Here is a 16,082-nt window from a genome sequence, read left to right on the forward strand (position 1 = left end):
CAGGGGAGAGCTTTTTGCCTACTTTTTGGCGGCGCAAAAAGTAGGTCGGCCGCCGGGACGAAATCCCGGCTGGGCCTCTCGCACAAAGCTACCGCTGCCACGTCAACGCTCATCAAAAGAAATCACAACTCGTTCCGTCAACGGATGCGCCTGGCAACTCAGGATGAAACCGGCCGCCACCTCCGCCTTGTCGAGTGCAAAGTTCTTGTCCATCCTCACCTCGCCCTCCACCAGCTTGCAGCGGCAGGTCGAGCACACGCCGCTCTTGCAGGAGAACGGCACATCCATGCCCTCGCGCGCCGCAGCATCAAGCAAGCTGGGGTCGGTCGAGAAGAACTCGATCTCGCGCGACAGCCCGTCGCGGATGACGGTCACACGGGCCTGGGGCGCGTCGCCGGGCTTGACCTCATGCGGCGCCGGCCGGCCACTCAGCGTCTCCGGCGTGCCGAAACGCTCGATGTGGATACGCTCGGCCGGCACGCCATGCCCCAGCAGCGCCACCTCCGCCTGGTCGTTCATCTCGAACGGCCCGCAGACAAACACCTCGTCCAGCGTCGCCGCTGGCACCGGCCCGGCAAGAAACGCGCTCAGCTTGCCTGCATCCAGCCGCCCACCGTACAGCGGCGCGTCCACCACCTCGCGGCTGAAGACGAGGTGCAGGGACAGGCGCGTCATGAAGCGGTTCTTCAGGTCTTCGAGTTCCTCCTTGAACATCGTCGACGCGGTGCGGCGGTTGGCATAGATCAGCGTCGCGCGTGCGGTGGGTTCACGCACCAGCAGCGCGGTCAGCAAGGCAATGATGGGCGTGATGCCCGAGCCGCCGGCGATGAACAGCACATGGCGGCCTTCGCTGGCTGCGGGCAGCACGAAGCGACCCTGCGGTGGGTACGACTCGATGACGTCGCCGGCCTTGAGCTGCTCGTGTACCCAGGTCGAGAACGCGCCGCCATCGACGCGGCGGATGCCGACTTGCAGGCGGCGGTCCGAGCAGATGGAATAGCTGCGGCGCAGTTCCAGACCGCCCACGCTGGCGCGCAGCGTCAGGTACTGGCCGGGCTCGAAGCCGAAGCCTTCGGCGGGCGCCTCGAAGCCGACAACCATCGCGTCGTCGGTGTCGCGCTCGACGGCGGTCACGCGCAGGGGGTGGAAGTGCAATGCCATCGGCCTAAATGGGTTTGAAGTATTCAAAAGGTTCGAGGCACTCGATGCAGCGCCAGGTCGATTTGCAAGCCGTCGAGCCAAAACGCGACAGCTGCTCGGTGCGGCCGCTGTCGCAACGCGGGCAGCGCAGCCGCGGCACGATGCGGATGGCCTGCTCGCCGCTGCACTGCGGGGGCACGATGCCGTATTGCTGCAGCTTCTCGCGGCCCTCGGGCGTGATCCAGTCGGTGCTCCAGGCCGGCGCGCGCTGCATCGTCACGGTCACGTCGCCGAACTCGCTCAGCGCCGCGCGCACGTCGTCGGCAATCAGTTCGGTGGCAGGGCAGCCGCTGTAGGTCGGCGTCAACACCACCTCGACGCCCGATGCCGTCTCGCGCAGGTCGCGCACGATGCCCAGCTCCACCAGGCTGACGGCCGGGATCTCGGGGTCGGGCACGGCGTTGAGCTTGGCGCGGGCACTGTCCAGATTCACCACACGCCTCCCGGGTAGCTGCGCTGCAAATGCTGCATCGTCGCCAGCATGTGGCCCATGTGCTCACTGTGGATGCCGTCGATGCCGCGCGGCTGCATGGCACTTTCGCGTGGCAGCGTCAGCGTGGCTTCGGCCATCAGCGTGGCCCAGCGGGCACGCCATTCCGGCTCCAGCTCGTTCCAGCCCGGGCCGACGCCGTCGACGCCCTCGGCGGCAAACAGCTCATTGAAGTAAGGCCACAAAACATTCATCGCTGACTGCATGCGCGCCTTGGAATCGTCCGTGGCGTCGCCCAGGCGCACGACCCAATCGCTGCTGTGCTGGCGGTGATAGCGCACTTCCTTCAACGACTTGGCGGCAATGCCGGCCAGTTCGGCATCGAGACTGGTTTGCAGACGATCAAACAGCAGTTCCAGCCAGAGCGCCATGGCTGCATTGCGCACAGTGGTGAACGCAAAGTCGCGGCCACCGCCCCCATCGCTGGGGCTGCCCGCTGCATTGGGCAGTTCGGCCAGCACGACGTTGCGGTACTCACGCTCCTCGCGCAGAAAGGCGAGTTGGTCTTCATCGCGGCCTGCGCCTTCAAGCTGGCCGGCGTAGGTCAGCAGCGCACGCGCCTGGCCCAACAGGTCCAGCGCGATGTTGGAAAGCGCCAGGTCTTCCTCCAGCACCGGCGCATGGCCGGCCCATTCGGACAGCCGCTGGCTGTGGATGAGGCAGGTGTCCGCCAGGCGGAGCACGTAGTTGAACTTGGCGTCCATCACATGTGGTTCAGTTCATCCGGCAGTTCATAGAACGTCGGATGGCGGTAGACCTTGTCGTCGGCCGGGTCGAACAGGCTGCCCTTCTCGGCCGGGTCGCTGGCGACGATCTGCTCGGAGCGCACGACCCAGATGCTGGTGCCTTCCTGACGCCTTGTATAGACATCCCGCGCCATCTGGATGGCCATGGGCGCATCAGCCGCGTGCAGGCTGCCGCAGTGCTTGTGGTCCAGGCCCGCCTTGCTGCGGACGAACACTTCCCACAGCGGCCATTCATTCCTTGGGTTGCTCATCACGCGGCCTCCATCTTCACGGTCTGCTTGCGCGCATGCGCCAGCGCCGCGTCGCGCACCCAGGCGCCGTCGTCCCAGGCCTTGTTGCGAGCGGCCAGGCGTTCGCGGTTGCACGGGCCTTCGCCGCCCACCACGCGCCAGAACTCGGGCCAGTCGATGTCGCCGAAGTCGTAGCTGTCACGCTCGGCGTTCCATTTCAGCGCCGGGTCCGGCACCGTTACGCCGAGGATGTCGGCCTGCGGGATGGTCGCGTCGACGAATTTCTGGCGCAGCTGGTCGTTGGTGACGCGCTTGATGCCCCAGCGCATGCTCTGCTCGGAATTGGGCGAGTCCTTGTCCGCCGGGCCGAACATCATCAGCGACGGCCACCACCAACGGTTCACGGCGTCCTGCACCATGGCCTTCTGCGCGGCCGTCCCCTTGCTCATCATCGTCAGCAGGCTCTCGTAGCCCTGGCGCTGGTGGAAGCTCTCTTCGCGGCAGACGCGGATCATGGCCCGCGCATAAGGCGCATACGAACACCTGCACAGCGGCACCTGGTTCATGATGGCCGCGCCGTCCACCAGCCAGCCGATGACGCCGATGTCGGCCCAGGTCAGCGTGGGGTAATTGAAGATGGAGCTGTACTTGGCCTTGCCCGACAGCAGCGCCTCGGTCATCTCGTCGCGGCTGGTGCCCAGGGTCTCGGCGGCGGCGTAAAGGTAGAGACCGTGGCCGCCCTCGTCCTGCACCTTGGCGAGAAGAATCGCCTTGCGCTTGAGCGTCGGCGCGCGCGTGATCCAGTTGCCCTCGGGCAGCATTCCGACGATCTCGCTGTGCGCGTGCTGGCTGATCTGGCGCACGAGCGTCTTGCGGTAGTGCTCGGGCATCCAGTCCTTGGCCTCGATGAACTCACCAGCGTCGATGCGTGCTTCAAACGCTTCCTCGCGCTGCAATTCTTCAGCCGACTTCACGACCTTTGGCTTGGCCTCGCGGGCCATCAGGTCCATCGCTTGCGTGTACATCTCAAGCTCCTAGCTTCTTGCGTTGATCCACCACGCGCCGGGCCTTGCCGACCAGCGTGCGTTCGATGGCGTTGTTTGGCTCGACTTGAACTGTCGCCGTCACGCCGATCAGGTTCTTGATGCGCTCGGACAGGCGCCTGGCGATGCCGTCGTCGGCAGCACCCAGCGCCAGCTCGCAGCGGATCACCAGCTCGTCAAGCGCGCCGTTGCGGCTGACCACGAGCTGGTACTGCCCGCCCAGCCCCTTTTCCTGCAGCACCAGTTCTTCCACCTGCGTGGGGAACAGGTTGACGCCGCGGATGATGAGCATGTCGTCGCTGCGGCCCACGATCTTGCCCATGCGGCGCATGCTGCGCGACGTGGGTGGCAGCAGGCGCGTCAGGTCGCGCGTGCGGTAGCGGATGACGGGCATCGCCTCCTTGGTCAGCGACGTGAAGACCAGCTCGCCCTCGGACCCGTCGGGCAGCACCTCGCCCGTGTCGGGGTCGATGATCTCCGGGTAGAAATGATCTTCCCAGACGACCGGGCCGTCCTTGCTCTCCACGCATTCGCTGGCCACCCCAGGGCCCATCACTTCGGACAGGCCGTAGATGTCCACCGCATCGATGCCGGCGCTGGCCTCGATGTCCTTGCGCATCGCTTCGGTCCAGGGCTCGGCGCCGAAGATGCCGACCTTCAGCGACGACTCGCGCGCATCCAGCCCCTGGCGGGTGAACTCCTCCACCAGCACCTGCATATAGCTGGGCGTCACCATGATGATGTCGGGCTTGAAGTCGGTGATGAGCTGCACCTGCTTCTCGGTCTGGCCGCCGCTCATGGGGATGACGGTGCAGCCCAGGCGCTCGGCGCCGTAGTGCGCACCCAGGCCGCCGGTGAAGAGGCCATACCCATAGGCGACGTGCACCAGGTCGCCCGCGCGGCCACCGGCAGCGCGGATGGAGCGCGCGACAAGGTTGGCCCAGTGGTCGATGTCTTGCAGCGTGTAGCCGACGACCGTGGGCTTGCCCGTCGTGCCTGAGGACGCGTGGATGCGCGCCAGCTGCTGGCGCGGCAGGGCAAACATGCCGAAGGGATAGTTGGCGCGCAGGTCCTGCTTGGTCGTGAACGGGAACTTCGCGAGATCAGCCAGCGTCTTCAGGTCGGACGGGTGCACGCCGGCTTCGTCGAACTTCGCCTTGTAGTGCGGCACCTTGTCGTAGGCGTGCTGCAGGCTCCAGCGCAGGCGTTCGAGCTGCAGCGCCTGCAGCTCGTCGCGGCTGGCGGTCTCGATGGGGTCCAGCTCACCGGGGCGCGGGGTTCTCATTCAAAGACCTTTCGTTCGCCGAGGCGGTAGGAGCGGCCGCGGAACATCGCAATCAGATCGCCGTGCTGGTTCCGTACCGCAATGTCATACAGCCCCGTGCGGCCGGCCAGCGAGGTTTCCTCCGCCGTCGCCGTCAGCAGGTCGCCGAGCTTGGCGCTCTTGAGGATGTCGATGCCAAACCCGGACGCCACCGTCAGCGCGTTGCGGGCGTTGCAGGCGAAGGCGAAGGCCGAATCCGCCAACGTCGCGATCAGGCCGCCATGGCAGATGGCGAAGCCGTTCAGCATGTCGGCACGCACGGTCATCGTGACCACGGCGTGGCCGGGGCCGACGTCGGCGACGTGCATGCCCAGCATCCTGGTTGCGGCATCGTCCGCGAACATCACGTCGCGGACCTTTTCGGCAACGGCCTGTGCATCCATCACCGATCCTTGAACTCGGGCTTGCGCTTGTCCATGAAGGCCGCCACGCCTTCCAGGTAGTCGTGCGCGAAGCCCAGCCGGCTTTGCAGCACCGCCTCGCGTTTCAAAGCCGGCTCAAAGTCCAGCTTCATCGCGTCGTCCAGCGCGCGGCGCGTCTCGACGAGCGCGCGGGTCGGCATGCCGGCCAGTCTCTGCGCCAGCACCATGGCGGCGTCCTGCAGCTCGGCATCGGGCAACACGCGAGAGATCAGGCCCAGAGCTTGCGCTTCTGCGGCCTTCAGCTTGTCGCCCAGCAGCGCCAGCTCCAGCGCCTTGGCACGACCCGCCAGCCGGGGCAGCAGCCAGGTGCCGCCACAGTCGGGAATGAGACCGATCTTGGAAAAAGCCTGGATGAAGCTCGCGCTCTCACCTGCCAGCACGACATCGCAACTCAGCGCCAGGTTAGCGCCCGCGCCCGCCGCCACGCCGTTGACCGCAGCGACCACCGGCACCGGCAGGCTGCGCAGCCGCAGCGCCAGCGGGATGTAGTAGTGCTCCAGCATGTGGCCGATGTCCTTGGGCGCGGCATCCGGCTCGCGGCTGGGGGCCACATGCGGGTCGGCCAGATCCTGCCCGGCGCTGAAGGCGCGGCCCGCGCCGGTGATCAGCACGCAGCGCGTCGCCGCATCCTCGGCGGCAGCCTCCAGCGCCTGGCGCAACTGCACCAGCATGGTGGCCGTGAAGGCATTCAGTGCTTCGGGGCGGTTCAAGCGCAGCAGGCGCACGCCGCCGTGCTGCTCGTGCTGGATCAAGATTTCGGACATTGACGTTTCCCTACCGACCGGTCGGTTAATCGTAGAGGCCGATCCGATCCGGTTCAAGGCAACCAAGGGAAGACCCTAGGAAACCGTCCGACAGCCGCCTAGATTTCGACAGCGTCGGCCAGCGCCGCCACCAGCCCCGCTCGAGGCGGCGCAAAGCCGGGCGCCGTGCAGGCCGCAGCGCCCGCCGCCAGCGCCCAGCGCAGGTGCTGTTCCACCGGCGCGCCGGCATCGCGCATCAGGCTGTCCAGCAGGCCGGCCACGACCGCGTCGCGGGCACCCGCGCAGTCCACCACGTCCACGCGCGGCGGCAGGCCACTGCATTCCTCGACGCCGTGGTACAGCGTCGCGCCGACGGGCAGGCCCCGTTCAACACGCGTCAGCAGCAGCCAGGCGCTCGGGTTCCACGCTGCGATCTGGGCCAGGCCGGAGCGGTAGTCGGGCAGGCGGAAGAGGCAGCGCAAGTCTTCGTCCGATACCTGGATGACGTCGGCAAGGCGGCACATCTGCTCCAGCGTGTCGTCGTAGCTTGCGTCCATCGGCGGCGAGCAAAAGTTGGGGGCATAGCTGATGAGCCGGCCCTCGCCCTTCAAGGCCTCGGCCAGTGCCCGCAGCCGCCCGGCCAGCGGCTCGCGCACGAGGCCCAGGCTGCCGAAGTGCGCCCAGCGCAGCAGGCGCGACCAGCCGGCGGGCAGGCCCTCAGGGCGGAAATGCAGGTCGGCGCTGTCCTGGCCGATGAGGAAGTGGCGCGGCGGGTCCAGCTCATGCTGCACCGACAGCAACGGTGGCCGTGGCAACTGCTGGATGAAGCGCATGTCGAGGTGGGCTTCCTGGCTGGCCTGCCAGATCTCGGCGCCGAAGGGGTCGCGGCTGATGGCGCCGGCAAAGGCGCTCAACTGGCCCAGCGTCGACATCGCCACCGCCACGTTCCACGGCGAACCGCCACTGGCGCTGCGCCATCGGTCCGGCCCCGTGCGGACAAGATCCGTCAATGCCTCGCCGAAGGAAATGAAATGCGGGAGGTCGGGATGCAGGATCTGAGTCATTGCCGTCCATTCAAACCCGCCCGCGATGCCACCGCAAGCCCCTCGGGGTTCTGCCGGCTGACACAATTGGCCGCTATGCCCGCCCGCGTGATTCCCCTGCACGATGCCCGCTCTTTGCGCACGCTGCCGACGCATGTCGCCCCGCCGGGCCAGTCGCTGGCTGATTCACTCGGCCGGCCGCTGCGTGACCTGCGCATCTCGGTCACGGACCGCTGCAATTTCCGCTGCAGCTACTGCATGCCCAAGCAGGTGTTCGACAAGCATCACGAGTTTCTGCCCCATGCCGACCTCCTCAGTTTTGAGGAGATCACGCGGCTGGCGCGCACGTTCACGGGCCTGGGCGTCGAAAAACTGCGCATCACCGGCGGCGAGCCGACGCTGCGGCGCGGCCTGGAATCGCTGATCGCCATGCTGGCCGAACTGCGCACGTCCACAGGCAAGGCGCTGGACCTGACGCTGACGACCAACGGCTCCACACTGGTCAAGAAAGCCGCCACGTTGAAGGCGGCCGGCCTGAACCGCCTGACGGTCAGTCTGGACGGGCTGGACGACGCCGTCTTCCAGCGCATGAACGATGTCGGCTTCCCTGTCGCCGACGTGCTGGCGGGCATCAGCGCCGCGCAGAACGCAGGCCTGGGGCCGATCAAGGTCAACATGGTCGTGCAGCGCGGCGTCAACGACGATCAGATCCTGCCGATGGCGCGCCACTTCAAGGGCAGCGGCGTCGTGCTGCGCTTCATCGAATACATGGACGTGGGCGCCACCAACGGCTGGCGCATGGACCAGGTCTTGCCTTCGGCCGAAGTGCAGCGTCGCATCGCGGCCGAATTCCCGCTGACGCCGCTGTCGCACAGCGCGCCGGGCGAGACGGCGGAGCGCTGGGCCTATGCGGACGGCAGCGGTGAGGTGGGCTTCATCTCCAGCGTGACCCAGGCCTTCTGCGGCGATTGCAACCGCGCCCGGCTGTCGACCGAGGGGCGGCTCTACACCTGCCTGTTCGCCACACGCGGGCATGACTTGCGCGGGCTGCTGCGCGGAGCGGAGCCGGTCAGCGACGGGCAACTGGCCAGCGCCATCGCCGGCGTGTGGACCGGCCGCGACGACCGCTATTCGCAGTTGCGCGGCACGGCGGCCGCCATCGCCGAACCGCGCGTCGAGATGCACTACATCGGTGGCTGAGCTTTACGCGCTCGTCCTTGCCGGCGGTCGCGGCACACGCATGGGCGGCGTGGACAAGGGCTTGCAACTGCTGGACGACCGGTCGCTGGTGTCGCATGTCATCGAGCGCCTGGCCCCGCAGGCCAGCAAGCTGATCATCAGCGCCAACCGCAATCTCGATGCCTATGCGGCCCTCGGGCATGAAGTGCTGCCCGACCCGCCGGGCCTCGAATTCGCCGGCCCGCTTGCCGGCATGCTGGCCGGCCTGAACGCCATTCCCGACGACGCCTGGCTGCTGACCGCACCCTGCGACTCCCCTCACCCACCGCCGGACCTGGCCGCACGACTGCTGGCACAGGCCGAGGCCCATGGCCTGGCCTTCGCCCAGGCGGACCGCGAACACCCGACGCATGCGCTGCTGCACGCCCGCCTGCGTGTACCGCTCGCCGCGCACCTGCAAGGCGGCGGCCGCGCCGTGCTGCGCTGGATGCTGGCCCAACCTCACGGCGTCGCGCACTTCGACGACGAGGCGGCCTTCGCCAACCTCAACCGCCTGTCGGACCTGGCCTGATGGACATCGCCATCCGCCCCATGCTGGAGCCCGACCTGCTCGCCTACAAGGCGCTGCGAGACGCCATGCTGACCGGCCATCCCGAGGCCTTCACGTCCGACGCCGAGACCGAGTGCTATCGCGACCTGGCCAGCTACCGCAGCCGCCTGGCCGGTGGCATGGGCGGCGCTACGCTGTTCACGATGCTGGCCCTGGACGGCACGCGCGTCATCGGCGGGCTGACCTGCGAACGTGAACCGCGCCGCAAGGTGAATCACATCGCCCACCTCGTCGGCATGATGGTGGCCGACACCCACCGCGGCCGGGGCACTGGCCGGGCGCTGCTGGGCGCCACCATCGCCCGCCTTCAGGCCACCGCAGGGCTGGCCCAGGTCACGCTCAGCGTGACGAGCAGCAACCGCGCCGCCGTGGGCCTGTACGAGAGCGTCGGCTTCACGCGCTACGGGCGCTTGCCGGACGCGATACGCCTGCCGGATGGCCGCAGGCTGGACAAGGACCTGATGCTGTTACGCCTTCACGGCTGAAGCAACTGGAACTGCACGATCAGCGCATCCTGCACCGCCAGCAGCCCGCCCAGCACCGTGAACGGCTGGATGCCGAAATCGCTCTGCCGGATGACGAGTTCGCCGCGCGCGCGCCGTCCCTCCACCTCGGCCACGAACCACTGGCGCCGCGTGATGCCGTGCAGGCTGATGTCGGCCTCCACCGCGCGCCGACCACCCTCGCCCCACTGCTGCAACACGTGCGCACGACCACCTCCGGGTGGGCCGCAGCATCCAGCGCCTTCAGCAGGTTGACCCGCGTGCCGGCGCGGGCCTCGTCGTCCACCGCGCTGGCAAAGGCCTCGCCCAGGCGGGCACGCAAGTCTGGCGGGTCAATGGCCAACGAGTCCAGGCGGAAGCGCAAGACCGGCCCGGCGGCCGGCCAGTCTACACGCAGATCGGCGGCGCGCAGCACATGGTTGTGGCCCAGCCGCGCAGCCGTGCCGCCGCGGTAGACCAGCACCCGCAGCTCGTTGTCGCCGTCGGCCGGCGGCGGTGTCACCGGGGCGACGCCGGCACAACCGGCCAGCGTTGCCAGGGCGATCAACAGCGGTCGGCGGCCTGTCATTTGTGGGCTCAACTGGGGAATCTGCGGAGGTTTTGGGCACCAAAGCGCGACGTTCTCGCACCGGGCTGGACTAGCATAGCCACCATCTCCTCGTCGGAGCCCCAACATGGCCAGTCTGTTTCGCCCCGCCCTTGAACTGATGACGCAGTACGCGGCCTACCACCGCGACCGTCGCAACATCACGACCCACTTCATCGGCATCCCGCTCATCGTGTTCGCGATCAGCGCCCTGCTCGCCCGCGCCGAGTTCGACATCGGCAACACGCCGATGAACGCCGCCATCGTGCTGTGGGCACTGTCGGCGCTCTGGTACCTGACGCGCGGCAACCTTGTGCTGGGCGCCGCCACGGCTGCCGTCAACGGTGTGCTGACCGCCCTGGCCATGATCGCGGCGCAGGGCTCGTTGACGAGCTGGCTGGCCATCGGCGTGGGCAGCTTCGTCGTCGGCTGGGTGTTCCAGTTCGTCGGCCATTACTACGAAGGCAAGAAGCCCGCCTTCGTGGACGACCTCGTCGGCCTCCTCGTCGGCCCGATGTTCGTCGTCGGCGAGGCCATGTTCATGCTTGGCTGGGGCCGCCCGCTGCTGGCCGAGATCGAACGCCGCGTCGGGCCCACGCACCTGCGCGACCTGGCTCATCCTTGAAGCCCCTCGTCCAAGGGGTACCTTGGCCGGTCCCCCGAGGGGACGGCGATGCTCACGGCTTCGAGCCGCTCGCACATCGCCAGCGCGCGCCGGCTTGGGAGCGGCCCGGCGCTCAGCCCGCAACACGCACGACGCCCGCGACGGAGGCACCGCCGCCATGACCGGCGTTCTCGTCATGGGCGCCGGCTCCGTAGGCTGCTTCATCGGCGGCCTGACGCAACTGGCCGGCGTGCCCGTCCACTTTGTCGGCCGCCCGCGCGTGCTGGCCGGCCTTCGCAAGCACGGCCTGCGCCTGACGGACCAGGACGGCCTGGACCGACGCATCCCGCCGCTGCAACTCCGCCTGTATGAGGAGCCGCCCGCCGGTCTCAAGCCGGACCTGGCGCTGCTGTGCGTGAAGTCCGGCGCCACCGCCGAAGCCGCGACCGCCCTTGCCCTGACCTTGCCCGAACGCAGCAGGGTCGTCAGCCTGCAGAACGGCATTGCCAACGCGGCCCAGGCCCGTGCCGTCGCGCCGCAGTTGCGCTGGCACGCGGGCATGGTGCCCTTCAACATCGCTGAACTCAGCGCCGGCCACTACCACCGCGGCACCGCCGGCGCGCTGGCGGCCGAGGGAGGCGCAGCCGATGTCGCCCTGGCCGCCTGGCAGACCGCGCTGGCCCGCGTCGGCATGGCGCTGAAGCTGCACGCCGACCTGGCGCCCGTGCAATGGGGCAAGTTGCTGCTGAACCTGAACAACCCGGTCAACGCCCTCTCCGGCCGGCCGCTGCGTGACGAGCTGCTGGAACGCGGCTACCGGCGCGTGCTGGCCGCGCTGCAGCAGGAGGCGCTGGACCTGCTGGACGCCGCGCAGCGCCCGGTCGCCCAGCTCACGCCTTTGCCACCGCGCCGGCTGCTCATGCTGTTGCGCCTGCCCACGCCGCTGTTCCGCATTGCCGCCGCGCGCATGCTGCGCATCGACGCCCAGGCACGCTCGAGCATGGCCGACGACCTCAGCGCCGGGCGCGTGACCGAGATCGACGCGCTGTGCGGCGAGGTCGTTCGCCTGGCCCAGAGCCTGCATCGCAGCGCGCCGCTGAATGCGCGCATGCAGACTCTCGTCGAAGCCAGCCCCAAGCGCCGCCGTGCTTATTCGCCAAGCGAGTTGCTGGGGGCTCTGGGCCTGTCCTGATTTGATCGGTCTCGGTCCGCTAGCTCGTGGCGGGCGTTGCTTGCACCGGGGCCTCAGGGGCGCGGCTCGCGCCGCAGCGATACCCCCAGGAAAAGCGAAGCAACATTCAGCCCCAACCTGTCGAGTGAGTTGCGAGAATGCTCGACTTTCCACGGTCGCCACTTCGCCATGCTCGAACTCCTGTCCAACCCGCAGACCTGGATCGCCCTGGCCACGCTGACCGCGCTGGAGCTGGTGCTCGGCATCGACAACATCATCTTCATCAGCATCCTGGTGGACAAGCTGCCCAAGGCCAAGCAGGAGCTGGCGCGGCGCATGGGTCTGTTCGGCGCCATGTTCATGCGCATCGGCCTGCTGATGATGCTGGCCTGGATCGTCGGCATGGTGGAGCCGCTATTCACGCTGCCCGTGTTCGATCAGCCCATCTCCGGCCGGGACCTTATCCTCATCGGCGGTGGCCTGTTCCTGATCTGGAAGAGCACCGGCGAGATCCATGGCTCGCTCGAGGGCGAAGACGAGGATCACAGCACCGGTGCCAAGGCCAAGGCGGCCTTCGCATCCATCATTTTGCAGATCATGGTCATCGACCTGGTCTTCTCTCTCGATTCCATCATCACCGCCGTCGGCATGGTGGACGATGTGCGCATCATGATCGCCGCCGTCGTCTGCTCGGTTGCGCTGATGATGCTCTTTGCTGGCCCCATCGGCCGCTTCGTGTCCGACCATCCCACCATCAAGATGCTGGCGCTGAGCTTCCTGGTCGTGGTCGGTGTCGTCCTCGTCGCCGAAGGCTTCGGCCACCACGTGCCCAAGGGCTACATCTACTTCGCCATGGCGTTCTCGCTGGGCGTTGAGATGATCAACATCAAGATGCGCAAGAAGGCGGCCACCAAGGTCAAGCTGCGCCAGCAGATGCCGGGTGGCGACGACGAGTGACCCGGCCCGCCGCCGCGCATGAGCGCTGGCGGCGAAGCGGTGGCGAGCTGCTTCAGCGCTTGCCCGCCCCCACCAGTACCAGCACGCCGCCAACAATGCCGGCAATGCCCAGCCAGATGGGGATGTTGACGGATTTCGTCTCCTTGACGTTGAGCTCCAGAGGGCCGATCTTGGCTGCAGTCTTCTCATCCGTGTAAGAGAAGCCGCCGTAAGCCAGGGCCAGTACGCCGCCGACGATCAGGGCGATAGCGATTGCACGCAAACCGTTCATACAAACCTCCAGAGATTGTTGGACCCGGCGGTCGTGCCGCCGTGGCTGGAGTACACCGCCGCCGCCCTACGCGCCCTGTAGGACAGCGAGAGGCAGGCACGTCGGTTGCCGGCGCTTGCGAGCGGCGGTGTCAGGTCGCCCAGATGCGCGGGTCGCCGCCGGCCAAGCCCCACAGCCGCTCGCGCCACAGCGCCCGCACGCGCCGCAGTGCCAGCGTGACGTCCTCGACCTCGTCGCCGATGACGCGCATCAGCAGCACCGCGCCACGCGGGCCGGCGAGATGGGTGATGCCACTGAGCGGCACGCCGGCCAGCAGCGCGCGGCTGTCGGCCAGCAGTGCTTCTGCGCCGTCCAGCGCACTCGTCTGCGCATACACCAGCGTGCCCAGCACGCGGTGGCCGGCCAGGCCGCAGGGGCCGTCCAGCAGGGCCTTGTCGGCCGCATCCAGCCAGCCGCGGTCCAGCCACTGGCCGGTGATCTCCAGGTGCTGCAGCAGCTTGCCGGCGTCAAAGGGCTGGCCTGCGGCCGGCAGGCCCAGCCCCAGCACCTCGGTCGCGAACAGGCTCGCGCCGGGCGCCAGCCCGAGCCGGACCTCGTTGCGCGCAATGCAGTTCGGATAGGCCAGCGTCTCCTGCGGCAACCATTCCAAGCGCGCGCCTTCGCCCACGGTGGCGTGCACGACCTGCGCCGCCTCGCCCGCGTTGGAGCGGTAGAAACGCGTGGCGGCCGGCGTGGTGACGAGCAGGTGCGCGCCGGCCTGCACCTCGATCTGGATGTCGAGCCGGTCGCCACCCACCAGGCCGCCGGGCGGGTGCACCAGCACCGCGTGGGCGATGCGCGTGGATTCCGGGTAGAGCGTCTTCAGCAGGCGCAGCGGGCCGTCGTGGCGGGCATGCACGCGGGTCGCGCCCGAGCCATCACGCGCGGCATTCAGCGTCAGCCGCGCGGGCCAACGGATGGGATCAACCAACGAGAAGGCCCTTCTTCTCGATGAAGGCAACCACCTCAGCCAGGCCGTCACGGGTCTTGAGATTGGTCATGACCCAGGGCTTCATCGGCCGCATGCGCGCGGTGTCGCTGCGCATCACGTCCAGGTCGGCGCCCACATGCGGCGCGAGGTCGGTCTTGTTGATGACAAAGAGGTCGCTCTTGGTAATGCCGGGGCCGCCCTTGCGCGGGATCTTCTCGCCGGCCGCCACGTCGATGACGTAGATGGTCAGGTCGCTCAGCTCGGGGCTGAAGGTGGCCGCCAGGTTGTCGCCGCCGCTCTCGACGAAGACGATGTCCGCGTCCGGGAACTTGTCCAGCATGCGGTCCACCGCTTCGAGGTTGATGGAGCAGTCCTCGCGGATGGCGGTGTGCGGGCAGCCGCCGGTCTCCACGCCCATGATGCGTTCGGGCGCCAGTGCGCCGGCCACGGTCAGCAGGCGCTGGTCTTCCTTGGTGTAGATGTCGTTGGTGACGACGACCAGATCCCAGCGGTCACGCATGGTCTTGCAGAGCATTTCCACCAGCGTGGTCTTGCCCGAGCCCACGGGGCCGCCCACGCCCACTCGCAGCGGTGGCAGCTTCTTGGTGCGGTTCGGGATGGCATGCAAAGGTGCTGAAGTCATGAGCGGAACAGTCTCGAATATTGGGTTTCGTGGCGGGCGCCGTGGATGCCGAGCAGTGGTGCAAAAGCCGTGGGCTCGGGCGCGGCCAGCGCGGTCTCAACGGCTGTCGGGATGGCGTGCACGAGGCGTGCCAGCAGGCGCTGCCCGGCCGTCTGCCCGAGCGGCACGCTGCGCACGGCGGCCTGCATCAGGTTCTCGGCCCAGCCGAAGGCGATGGCCTGGAGCGCCGGCTGCAGAGCCGCGCCACGCGACGCGGCCACGGCGCCCATGACGACCGGCCAGGTCGGCGCGGGCCTGAGCGCCTGCAGCAGCGGCAGCACCGCGGCGTCCGGGATCAGGCCTTGCATCCACACGACCAGGCTGCGGCCCATCTGCTGGGCTTGCTGCAGGCTCTCGCTGGTCTCGCGCGTCTGCAAAGTCCAGGCGTTGAGTTCGGCGAGGCGCTCGCCGTCGAGCGCCAGCGTGGCGGCATGCGCGGCGGCGGCCACGGGCAGCTCGGCGCGCGCCTGCACGAGTTCGAGCTGGTTCAGCAGCCAATCACCGGCGCTGGTCTCGTCGTGCACGATGCAGGCATCGACGGCCGCCTCCAGGCCTTCCGAATAGCTGAAGCCGCCCACCGGCAGCGCCGGCGAGGCCAGCCAGAGCAGGTGCAGCAGCGAGGCCTCAGTGCTTGTGGTCATGGCCGTGGTCGTGACCGCAGCCCGGGCCGTGCACATGGCCTTCGTCGTGCGCCTTGACGGGGATGGCCAGCGGCTTGCGCACGGGCGCCGGCGCGGCGGCGTGCTCGTGATGCTCGTGGCCGTGGTCATGCCCATGGTGGTGATGCCCGTGGCCGGCGCCCTCGCCATAGGCCCCGCCTTCGGGCTCGAAGGCCGCGTGCGCCTCGGTCACGATGAGATGCTGGCGGCGCAGCATGTCGGCCAGCACGGGGTCGGGCTCGAACTGCAGCAGGTCAGGCTGCAGCTCCAGCGGCACATGGCGGTTGCCGAGGTGATAGGCGGCGCGCAGCAGGTCGAAGGGCGAGCCGTGGTCGGCGCAGTGCCGCACCTGCAGCACGGGTTGGGGCGAGGCGATGACGCGCAGCAGCGAGCCGTCTTCGGCCACCAGCACGTCGCCGCCACGCAGCGTCGTGCCGCGCGGCAGCACGACGCCGATCTCGCGGCCGGTGGAATCGGTGGCCGAGAAGCGGCTCTTGCTGCGGGCGTCCCAGTCGAGGTCGAGGGTAGCCGCGCGCTTGACGAGCACGGCGGCGAGGCCGGCACCGCCGGCAATGCGTTTGGAGGCGTGGATCATGGGCTCAAGTATCGGCGCTGGCTCGATGGCGACAACGCGCCGAGGTGTTTGCCG

General features: G+C 68.3%; 21 protein-coding genes. 6 read left to right on the top strand and 15 right to left on the bottom strand.

Features of this window, described 5'->3' with window-relative positions; genetic code table 11:
* Nucleotides 1-102: 102 nt before the first annotated feature.
* The 9 genes from paaE to AC0IZJ_RS26880 form a co-directional block, all read right to left on the bottom strand.
* Nucleotides 103-1,161: a 1,2-phenylacetyl-CoA epoxidase subunit PaaE gene (gene paaE, locus AC0IZJ_RS26840; RefSeq protein ID WP_471855063.1), complete on the bottom strand. Its 1,059-nt coding sequence runs from the start codon at nucleotides 1,159-1,161 to the stop codon at nucleotides 103-105.
* A 4-nt stretch (nucleotides 1,162-1,165) separates the two neighbouring features.
* On the bottom strand, nucleotides 1,166-1,633 hold the full coding sequence (paaD, locus tag AC0IZJ_RS26845) for a 1,2-phenylacetyl-CoA epoxidase subunit PaaD (protein WP_471855065.1): 468 nt from the start codon (nucleotides 1,631-1,633) through the stop codon (nucleotides 1,166-1,168).
* Nucleotides 1,630-2,394 carry a 1,2-phenylacetyl-CoA epoxidase subunit PaaC gene (gene paaC / locus AC0IZJ_RS26850; protein ID WP_471855067.1) on the bottom strand — a complete coding sequence of 255 codons (765 nt, stop codon included), beginning with the start codon at nucleotides 2,392-2,394 and terminating at the stop codon, nucleotides 1,630-1,632. Before paaC ends, paaD begins: the two co-directional genes overlap by 4 nt.
* Nucleotides 2,394-2,687 (bottom strand): 1,2-phenylacetyl-CoA epoxidase subunit PaaB, encoded by a 294-nt coding sequence (gene paaB, locus AC0IZJ_RS26855; RefSeq protein WP_471855069.1) that lies wholly within the window; start codon nucleotides 2,685-2,687, stop codon nucleotides 2,394-2,396. Before paaB ends, paaC begins: the two co-directional genes overlap by 1 nt.
* The gene (gene paaA / locus AC0IZJ_RS26860) at nucleotides 2,687-3,691 is read right to left on the bottom strand and encodes a 1,2-phenylacetyl-CoA epoxidase subunit PaaA (protein WP_471855071.1); all 1,005 of its coding nucleotides are present in this window, start codon (nucleotides 3,689-3,691) and stop codon (nucleotides 2,687-2,689) included. The genes paaB and paaA overlap by 1 nt, the downstream gene beginning before the upstream one ends.
* Before the next feature lies 1 nt (nucleotide 3,692).
* Nucleotides 3,693-4,994, bottom strand: coding sequence for a phenylacetate--CoA ligase PaaK (gene paaK, locus AC0IZJ_RS26865; RefSeq protein WP_471855073.1), 1,302 nt, complete (start codon nucleotides 4,992-4,994; stop codon nucleotides 3,693-3,695).
* Nucleotides 4,991-5,416, bottom strand: a complete 426-nt coding sequence (gene paaI / locus AC0IZJ_RS26870; protein ID WP_471855074.1) for a hydroxyphenylacetyl-CoA thioesterase PaaI — start codon at nucleotides 5,414-5,416, stop codon at nucleotides 4,991-4,993. The genes paaK and paaI overlap by 4 nt, the downstream gene beginning before the upstream one ends.
* A complete protein-coding gene (locus tag AC0IZJ_RS26875) occupies nucleotides 5,416-6,219 on the bottom strand; it encodes an enoyl-CoA hydratase-related protein (RefSeq protein WP_471855075.1) in 804 nt (267 codons plus the stop codon). The genes paaI and AC0IZJ_RS26875 overlap by 1 nt, the downstream gene beginning before the upstream one ends.
* A 98-nt stretch (nucleotides 6,220-6,317) precedes the next feature.
* Nucleotides 6,318-7,262 carry a PfkB family carbohydrate kinase gene (locus tag AC0IZJ_RS26880; RefSeq protein WP_471855077.1) on the bottom strand — a complete coding sequence of 315 codons (945 nt, stop codon included), beginning with the start codon at nucleotides 7,260-7,262 and terminating at the stop codon, nucleotides 6,318-6,320.
* 75 nt (nucleotides 7,263-7,337) lie between these two features.
* Here AC0IZJ_RS26880 and moaA point away from each other — a divergent pair, with 75 nt between their 5' ends.
* Genes moaA through AC0IZJ_RS26895 form a run of 3 tightly spaced genes read left to right on the top strand, consistent with a single transcriptional unit; the run spans nucleotide 7,338 to nucleotide 9,515 of the window.
* On the top strand, nucleotides 7,338-8,441 hold the full coding sequence (gene moaA / locus AC0IZJ_RS26885) for a GTP 3',8-cyclase MoaA (RefSeq protein ID WP_471855078.1): 1,104 nt from the start codon (nucleotides 7,338-7,340) through the stop codon (nucleotides 8,439-8,441).
* Nucleotides 8,434-8,991, top strand: a complete 558-nt coding sequence (gene mobA, locus AC0IZJ_RS26890; RefSeq protein ID WP_471855080.1) for a molybdenum cofactor guanylyltransferase MobA — start codon at nucleotides 8,434-8,436, stop codon at nucleotides 8,989-8,991. The genes moaA and mobA overlap by 8 nt, the downstream gene beginning before the upstream one ends.
* On the top strand, nucleotides 8,991-9,515 hold the full coding sequence (locus AC0IZJ_RS26895) for a GNAT family N-acetyltransferase (protein WP_471855082.1): 525 nt from the start codon (nucleotides 8,991-8,993) through the stop codon (nucleotides 9,513-9,515). Before mobA ends, AC0IZJ_RS26895 begins: the two co-directional genes overlap by 1 nt.
* Here the strand turns inward: AC0IZJ_RS26895 and AC0IZJ_RS26900 are convergent.
* A complete protein-coding gene (locus tag AC0IZJ_RS26900; RefSeq protein ID WP_471855083.1) occupies nucleotides 9,506-9,733 on the bottom strand; it encodes a hypothetical protein in 228 nt (75 codons plus the stop codon). The two genes, AC0IZJ_RS26895 and AC0IZJ_RS26900, sit on opposite strands and share 10 nt — an antisense overlap.
* A 474-nt stretch (nucleotides 9,734-10,207) precedes the next feature.
* On the opposite strand from AC0IZJ_RS26900, the gene AC0IZJ_RS26905 reads away from it, so the two are divergent.
* From AC0IZJ_RS26905 to AC0IZJ_RS26915, 3 genes are all read left to right on the top strand, one after another.
* Nucleotides 10,208-10,744, top strand: a complete 537-nt coding sequence (locus tag AC0IZJ_RS26905) for an Mpo1 family 2-hydroxy fatty acid dioxygenase (protein ID WP_471855085.1) — start codon at nucleotides 10,208-10,210, stop codon at nucleotides 10,742-10,744.
* 157 nt (nucleotides 10,745-10,901) lie between these two features.
* Entirely contained in the window at nucleotides 10,902-11,915 is a 1,014-nt protein-coding gene (locus AC0IZJ_RS26910) for a 2-dehydropantoate 2-reductase (RefSeq protein ID WP_471855086.1), read from the top strand.
* A 168-nt stretch (nucleotides 11,916-12,083) separates the two neighbouring features.
* Nucleotides 12,084-12,851, top strand: coding sequence for a TerC family protein (locus AC0IZJ_RS26915; protein ID WP_471855088.1), 768 nt, complete (start codon nucleotides 12,084-12,086; stop codon nucleotides 12,849-12,851).
* 52 nt (nucleotides 12,852-12,903) lie between these two features.
* Here AC0IZJ_RS26915 and AC0IZJ_RS26920 read toward each other — a convergent pair whose 3' ends face one another.
* The 5 genes from AC0IZJ_RS26920 to ureE form a co-directional block, all read right to left on the bottom strand.
* On the bottom strand, nucleotides 12,904-13,122 hold the full coding sequence (locus AC0IZJ_RS26920; RefSeq protein ID WP_471855089.1) for a hypothetical protein: 219 nt from the start codon (nucleotides 13,120-13,122) through the stop codon (nucleotides 12,904-12,906).
* Between the two features lie 130 nt (nucleotides 13,123-13,252).
* On the bottom strand, nucleotides 13,253-14,092 hold the full coding sequence (locus AC0IZJ_RS26925; protein ID WP_471855090.1) for an urease accessory protein UreD: 840 nt from the start codon (nucleotides 14,090-14,092) through the stop codon (nucleotides 13,253-13,255).
* Nucleotides 14,085-14,735, bottom strand: coding sequence for an urease accessory protein UreG (ureG, locus tag AC0IZJ_RS26930; RefSeq protein WP_471855092.1), 651 nt, complete (start codon nucleotides 14,733-14,735; stop codon nucleotides 14,085-14,087). Before ureG ends, AC0IZJ_RS26925 begins: the two co-directional genes overlap by 8 nt.
* Nucleotides 14,732-15,415 carry an urease accessory protein UreF gene (locus tag AC0IZJ_RS26935; RefSeq protein ID WP_471855094.1) on the bottom strand — a complete coding sequence of 228 codons (684 nt, stop codon included), beginning with the start codon at nucleotides 15,413-15,415 and terminating at the stop codon, nucleotides 14,732-14,734. Before AC0IZJ_RS26935 ends, ureG begins: the two co-directional genes overlap by 4 nt.
* Nucleotides 15,399-16,028 carry an urease accessory protein UreE gene (gene ureE, locus AC0IZJ_RS26940; RefSeq protein ID WP_471855096.1) on the bottom strand — a complete coding sequence of 210 codons (630 nt, stop codon included), beginning with the start codon at nucleotides 16,026-16,028 and terminating at the stop codon, nucleotides 15,399-15,401. Before ureE ends, AC0IZJ_RS26935 begins: the two co-directional genes overlap by 17 nt.
* Nucleotides 16,029-16,082: the final 54 nt, after the last annotated feature.

This window comes from Roseateles sp. AC306 (genome assembly GCF_979253795.1).

What these genes read in the sequence shown, in the direction of transcription:
- AC0IZJ_RS26920 (WP_471855089.1), bottom strand. Translation starts at nt 13,122, where the DNA reads ATGAACGGTTTGCGTGCAATCGCTATCGCCCTGATCGTCGGCGGCGTA.
- paaB (WP_471855069.1), bottom strand. Translation starts at nt 2,687, where the DNA reads ATGAGCAACCCAAGGAATGAATGGCCGCTGTGGGAAGTGTTCGTCCGC.
- AC0IZJ_RS26880 (WP_471855077.1), bottom strand. Translation starts at nt 7,262, where the DNA reads ATGACTCAGATCCTGCATCCCGACCTCCCGCATTTCATTTCCTTCGGC.
- paaE (WP_471855063.1), bottom strand. Translation starts at nt 1,161, where the DNA reads ATGGCATTGCACTTCCACCCCCTGCGCGTGACCGCCGTCGAGCGCGAC.
- AC0IZJ_RS26905 (WP_471855085.1), top strand. Translation starts at nt 10,208, where the DNA reads ATGGCCAGTCTGTTTCGCCCCGCCCTTGAACTGATGACGCAGTACGCG.
- paaA (WP_471855071.1), bottom strand. Translation starts at nt 3,691, where the DNA reads ATGTACACGCAAGCGATGGACCTGATGGCCCGCGAGGCCAAGCCAAAG.
- moaA (WP_471855078.1), top strand. Translation starts at nt 7,338, where the DNA reads ATGCCCGCCCGCGTGATTCCCCTGCACGATGCCCGCTCTTTGCGCACG.
- AC0IZJ_RS26895 (WP_471855082.1), top strand. Translation starts at nt 8,991, where the DNA reads ATGGACATCGCCATCCGCCCCATGCTGGAGCCCGACCTGCTCGCCTAC.
- AC0IZJ_RS26935 (WP_471855094.1), bottom strand. Translation starts at nt 15,415, where the DNA reads ATGACCACAAGCACTGAGGCCTCGCTGCTGCACCTGCTCTGGCTGGCC.
- paaK (WP_471855073.1), bottom strand. Translation starts at nt 4,994, where the DNA reads ATGAGAACCCCGCGCCCCGGTGAGCTGGACCCCATCGAGACCGCCAGC.
- ureE (WP_471855096.1), bottom strand. Translation starts at nt 16,028, where the DNA reads ATGATCCACGCCTCCAAACGCATTGCCGGCGGTGCCGGCCTCGCCGCC.
- AC0IZJ_RS26875 (WP_471855075.1), bottom strand. Translation starts at nt 6,219, where the DNA reads ATGTCCGAAATCTTGATCCAGCACGAGCAGCACGGCGGCGTGCGCCTG.
- paaI (WP_471855074.1), bottom strand. Translation starts at nt 5,416, where the DNA reads ATGGATGCACAGGCCGTTGCCGAAAAGGTCCGCGACGTGATGTTCGCG.
- ureG (WP_471855092.1), bottom strand. Translation starts at nt 14,735, where the DNA reads ATGACTTCAGCACCTTTGCATGCCATCCCGAACCGCACCAAGAAGCTG.
- AC0IZJ_RS26915 (WP_471855088.1), top strand. Translation starts at nt 12,084, where the DNA reads ATGCTCGAACTCCTGTCCAACCCGCAGACCTGGATCGCCCTGGCCACG.
- AC0IZJ_RS26910 (WP_471855086.1), top strand. Translation starts at nt 10,902, where the DNA reads ATGACCGGCGTTCTCGTCATGGGCGCCGGCTCCGTAGGCTGCTTCATC.
- paaC (WP_471855067.1), bottom strand. Translation starts at nt 2,394, where the DNA reads ATGGACGCCAAGTTCAACTACGTGCTCCGCCTGGCGGACACCTGCCTC.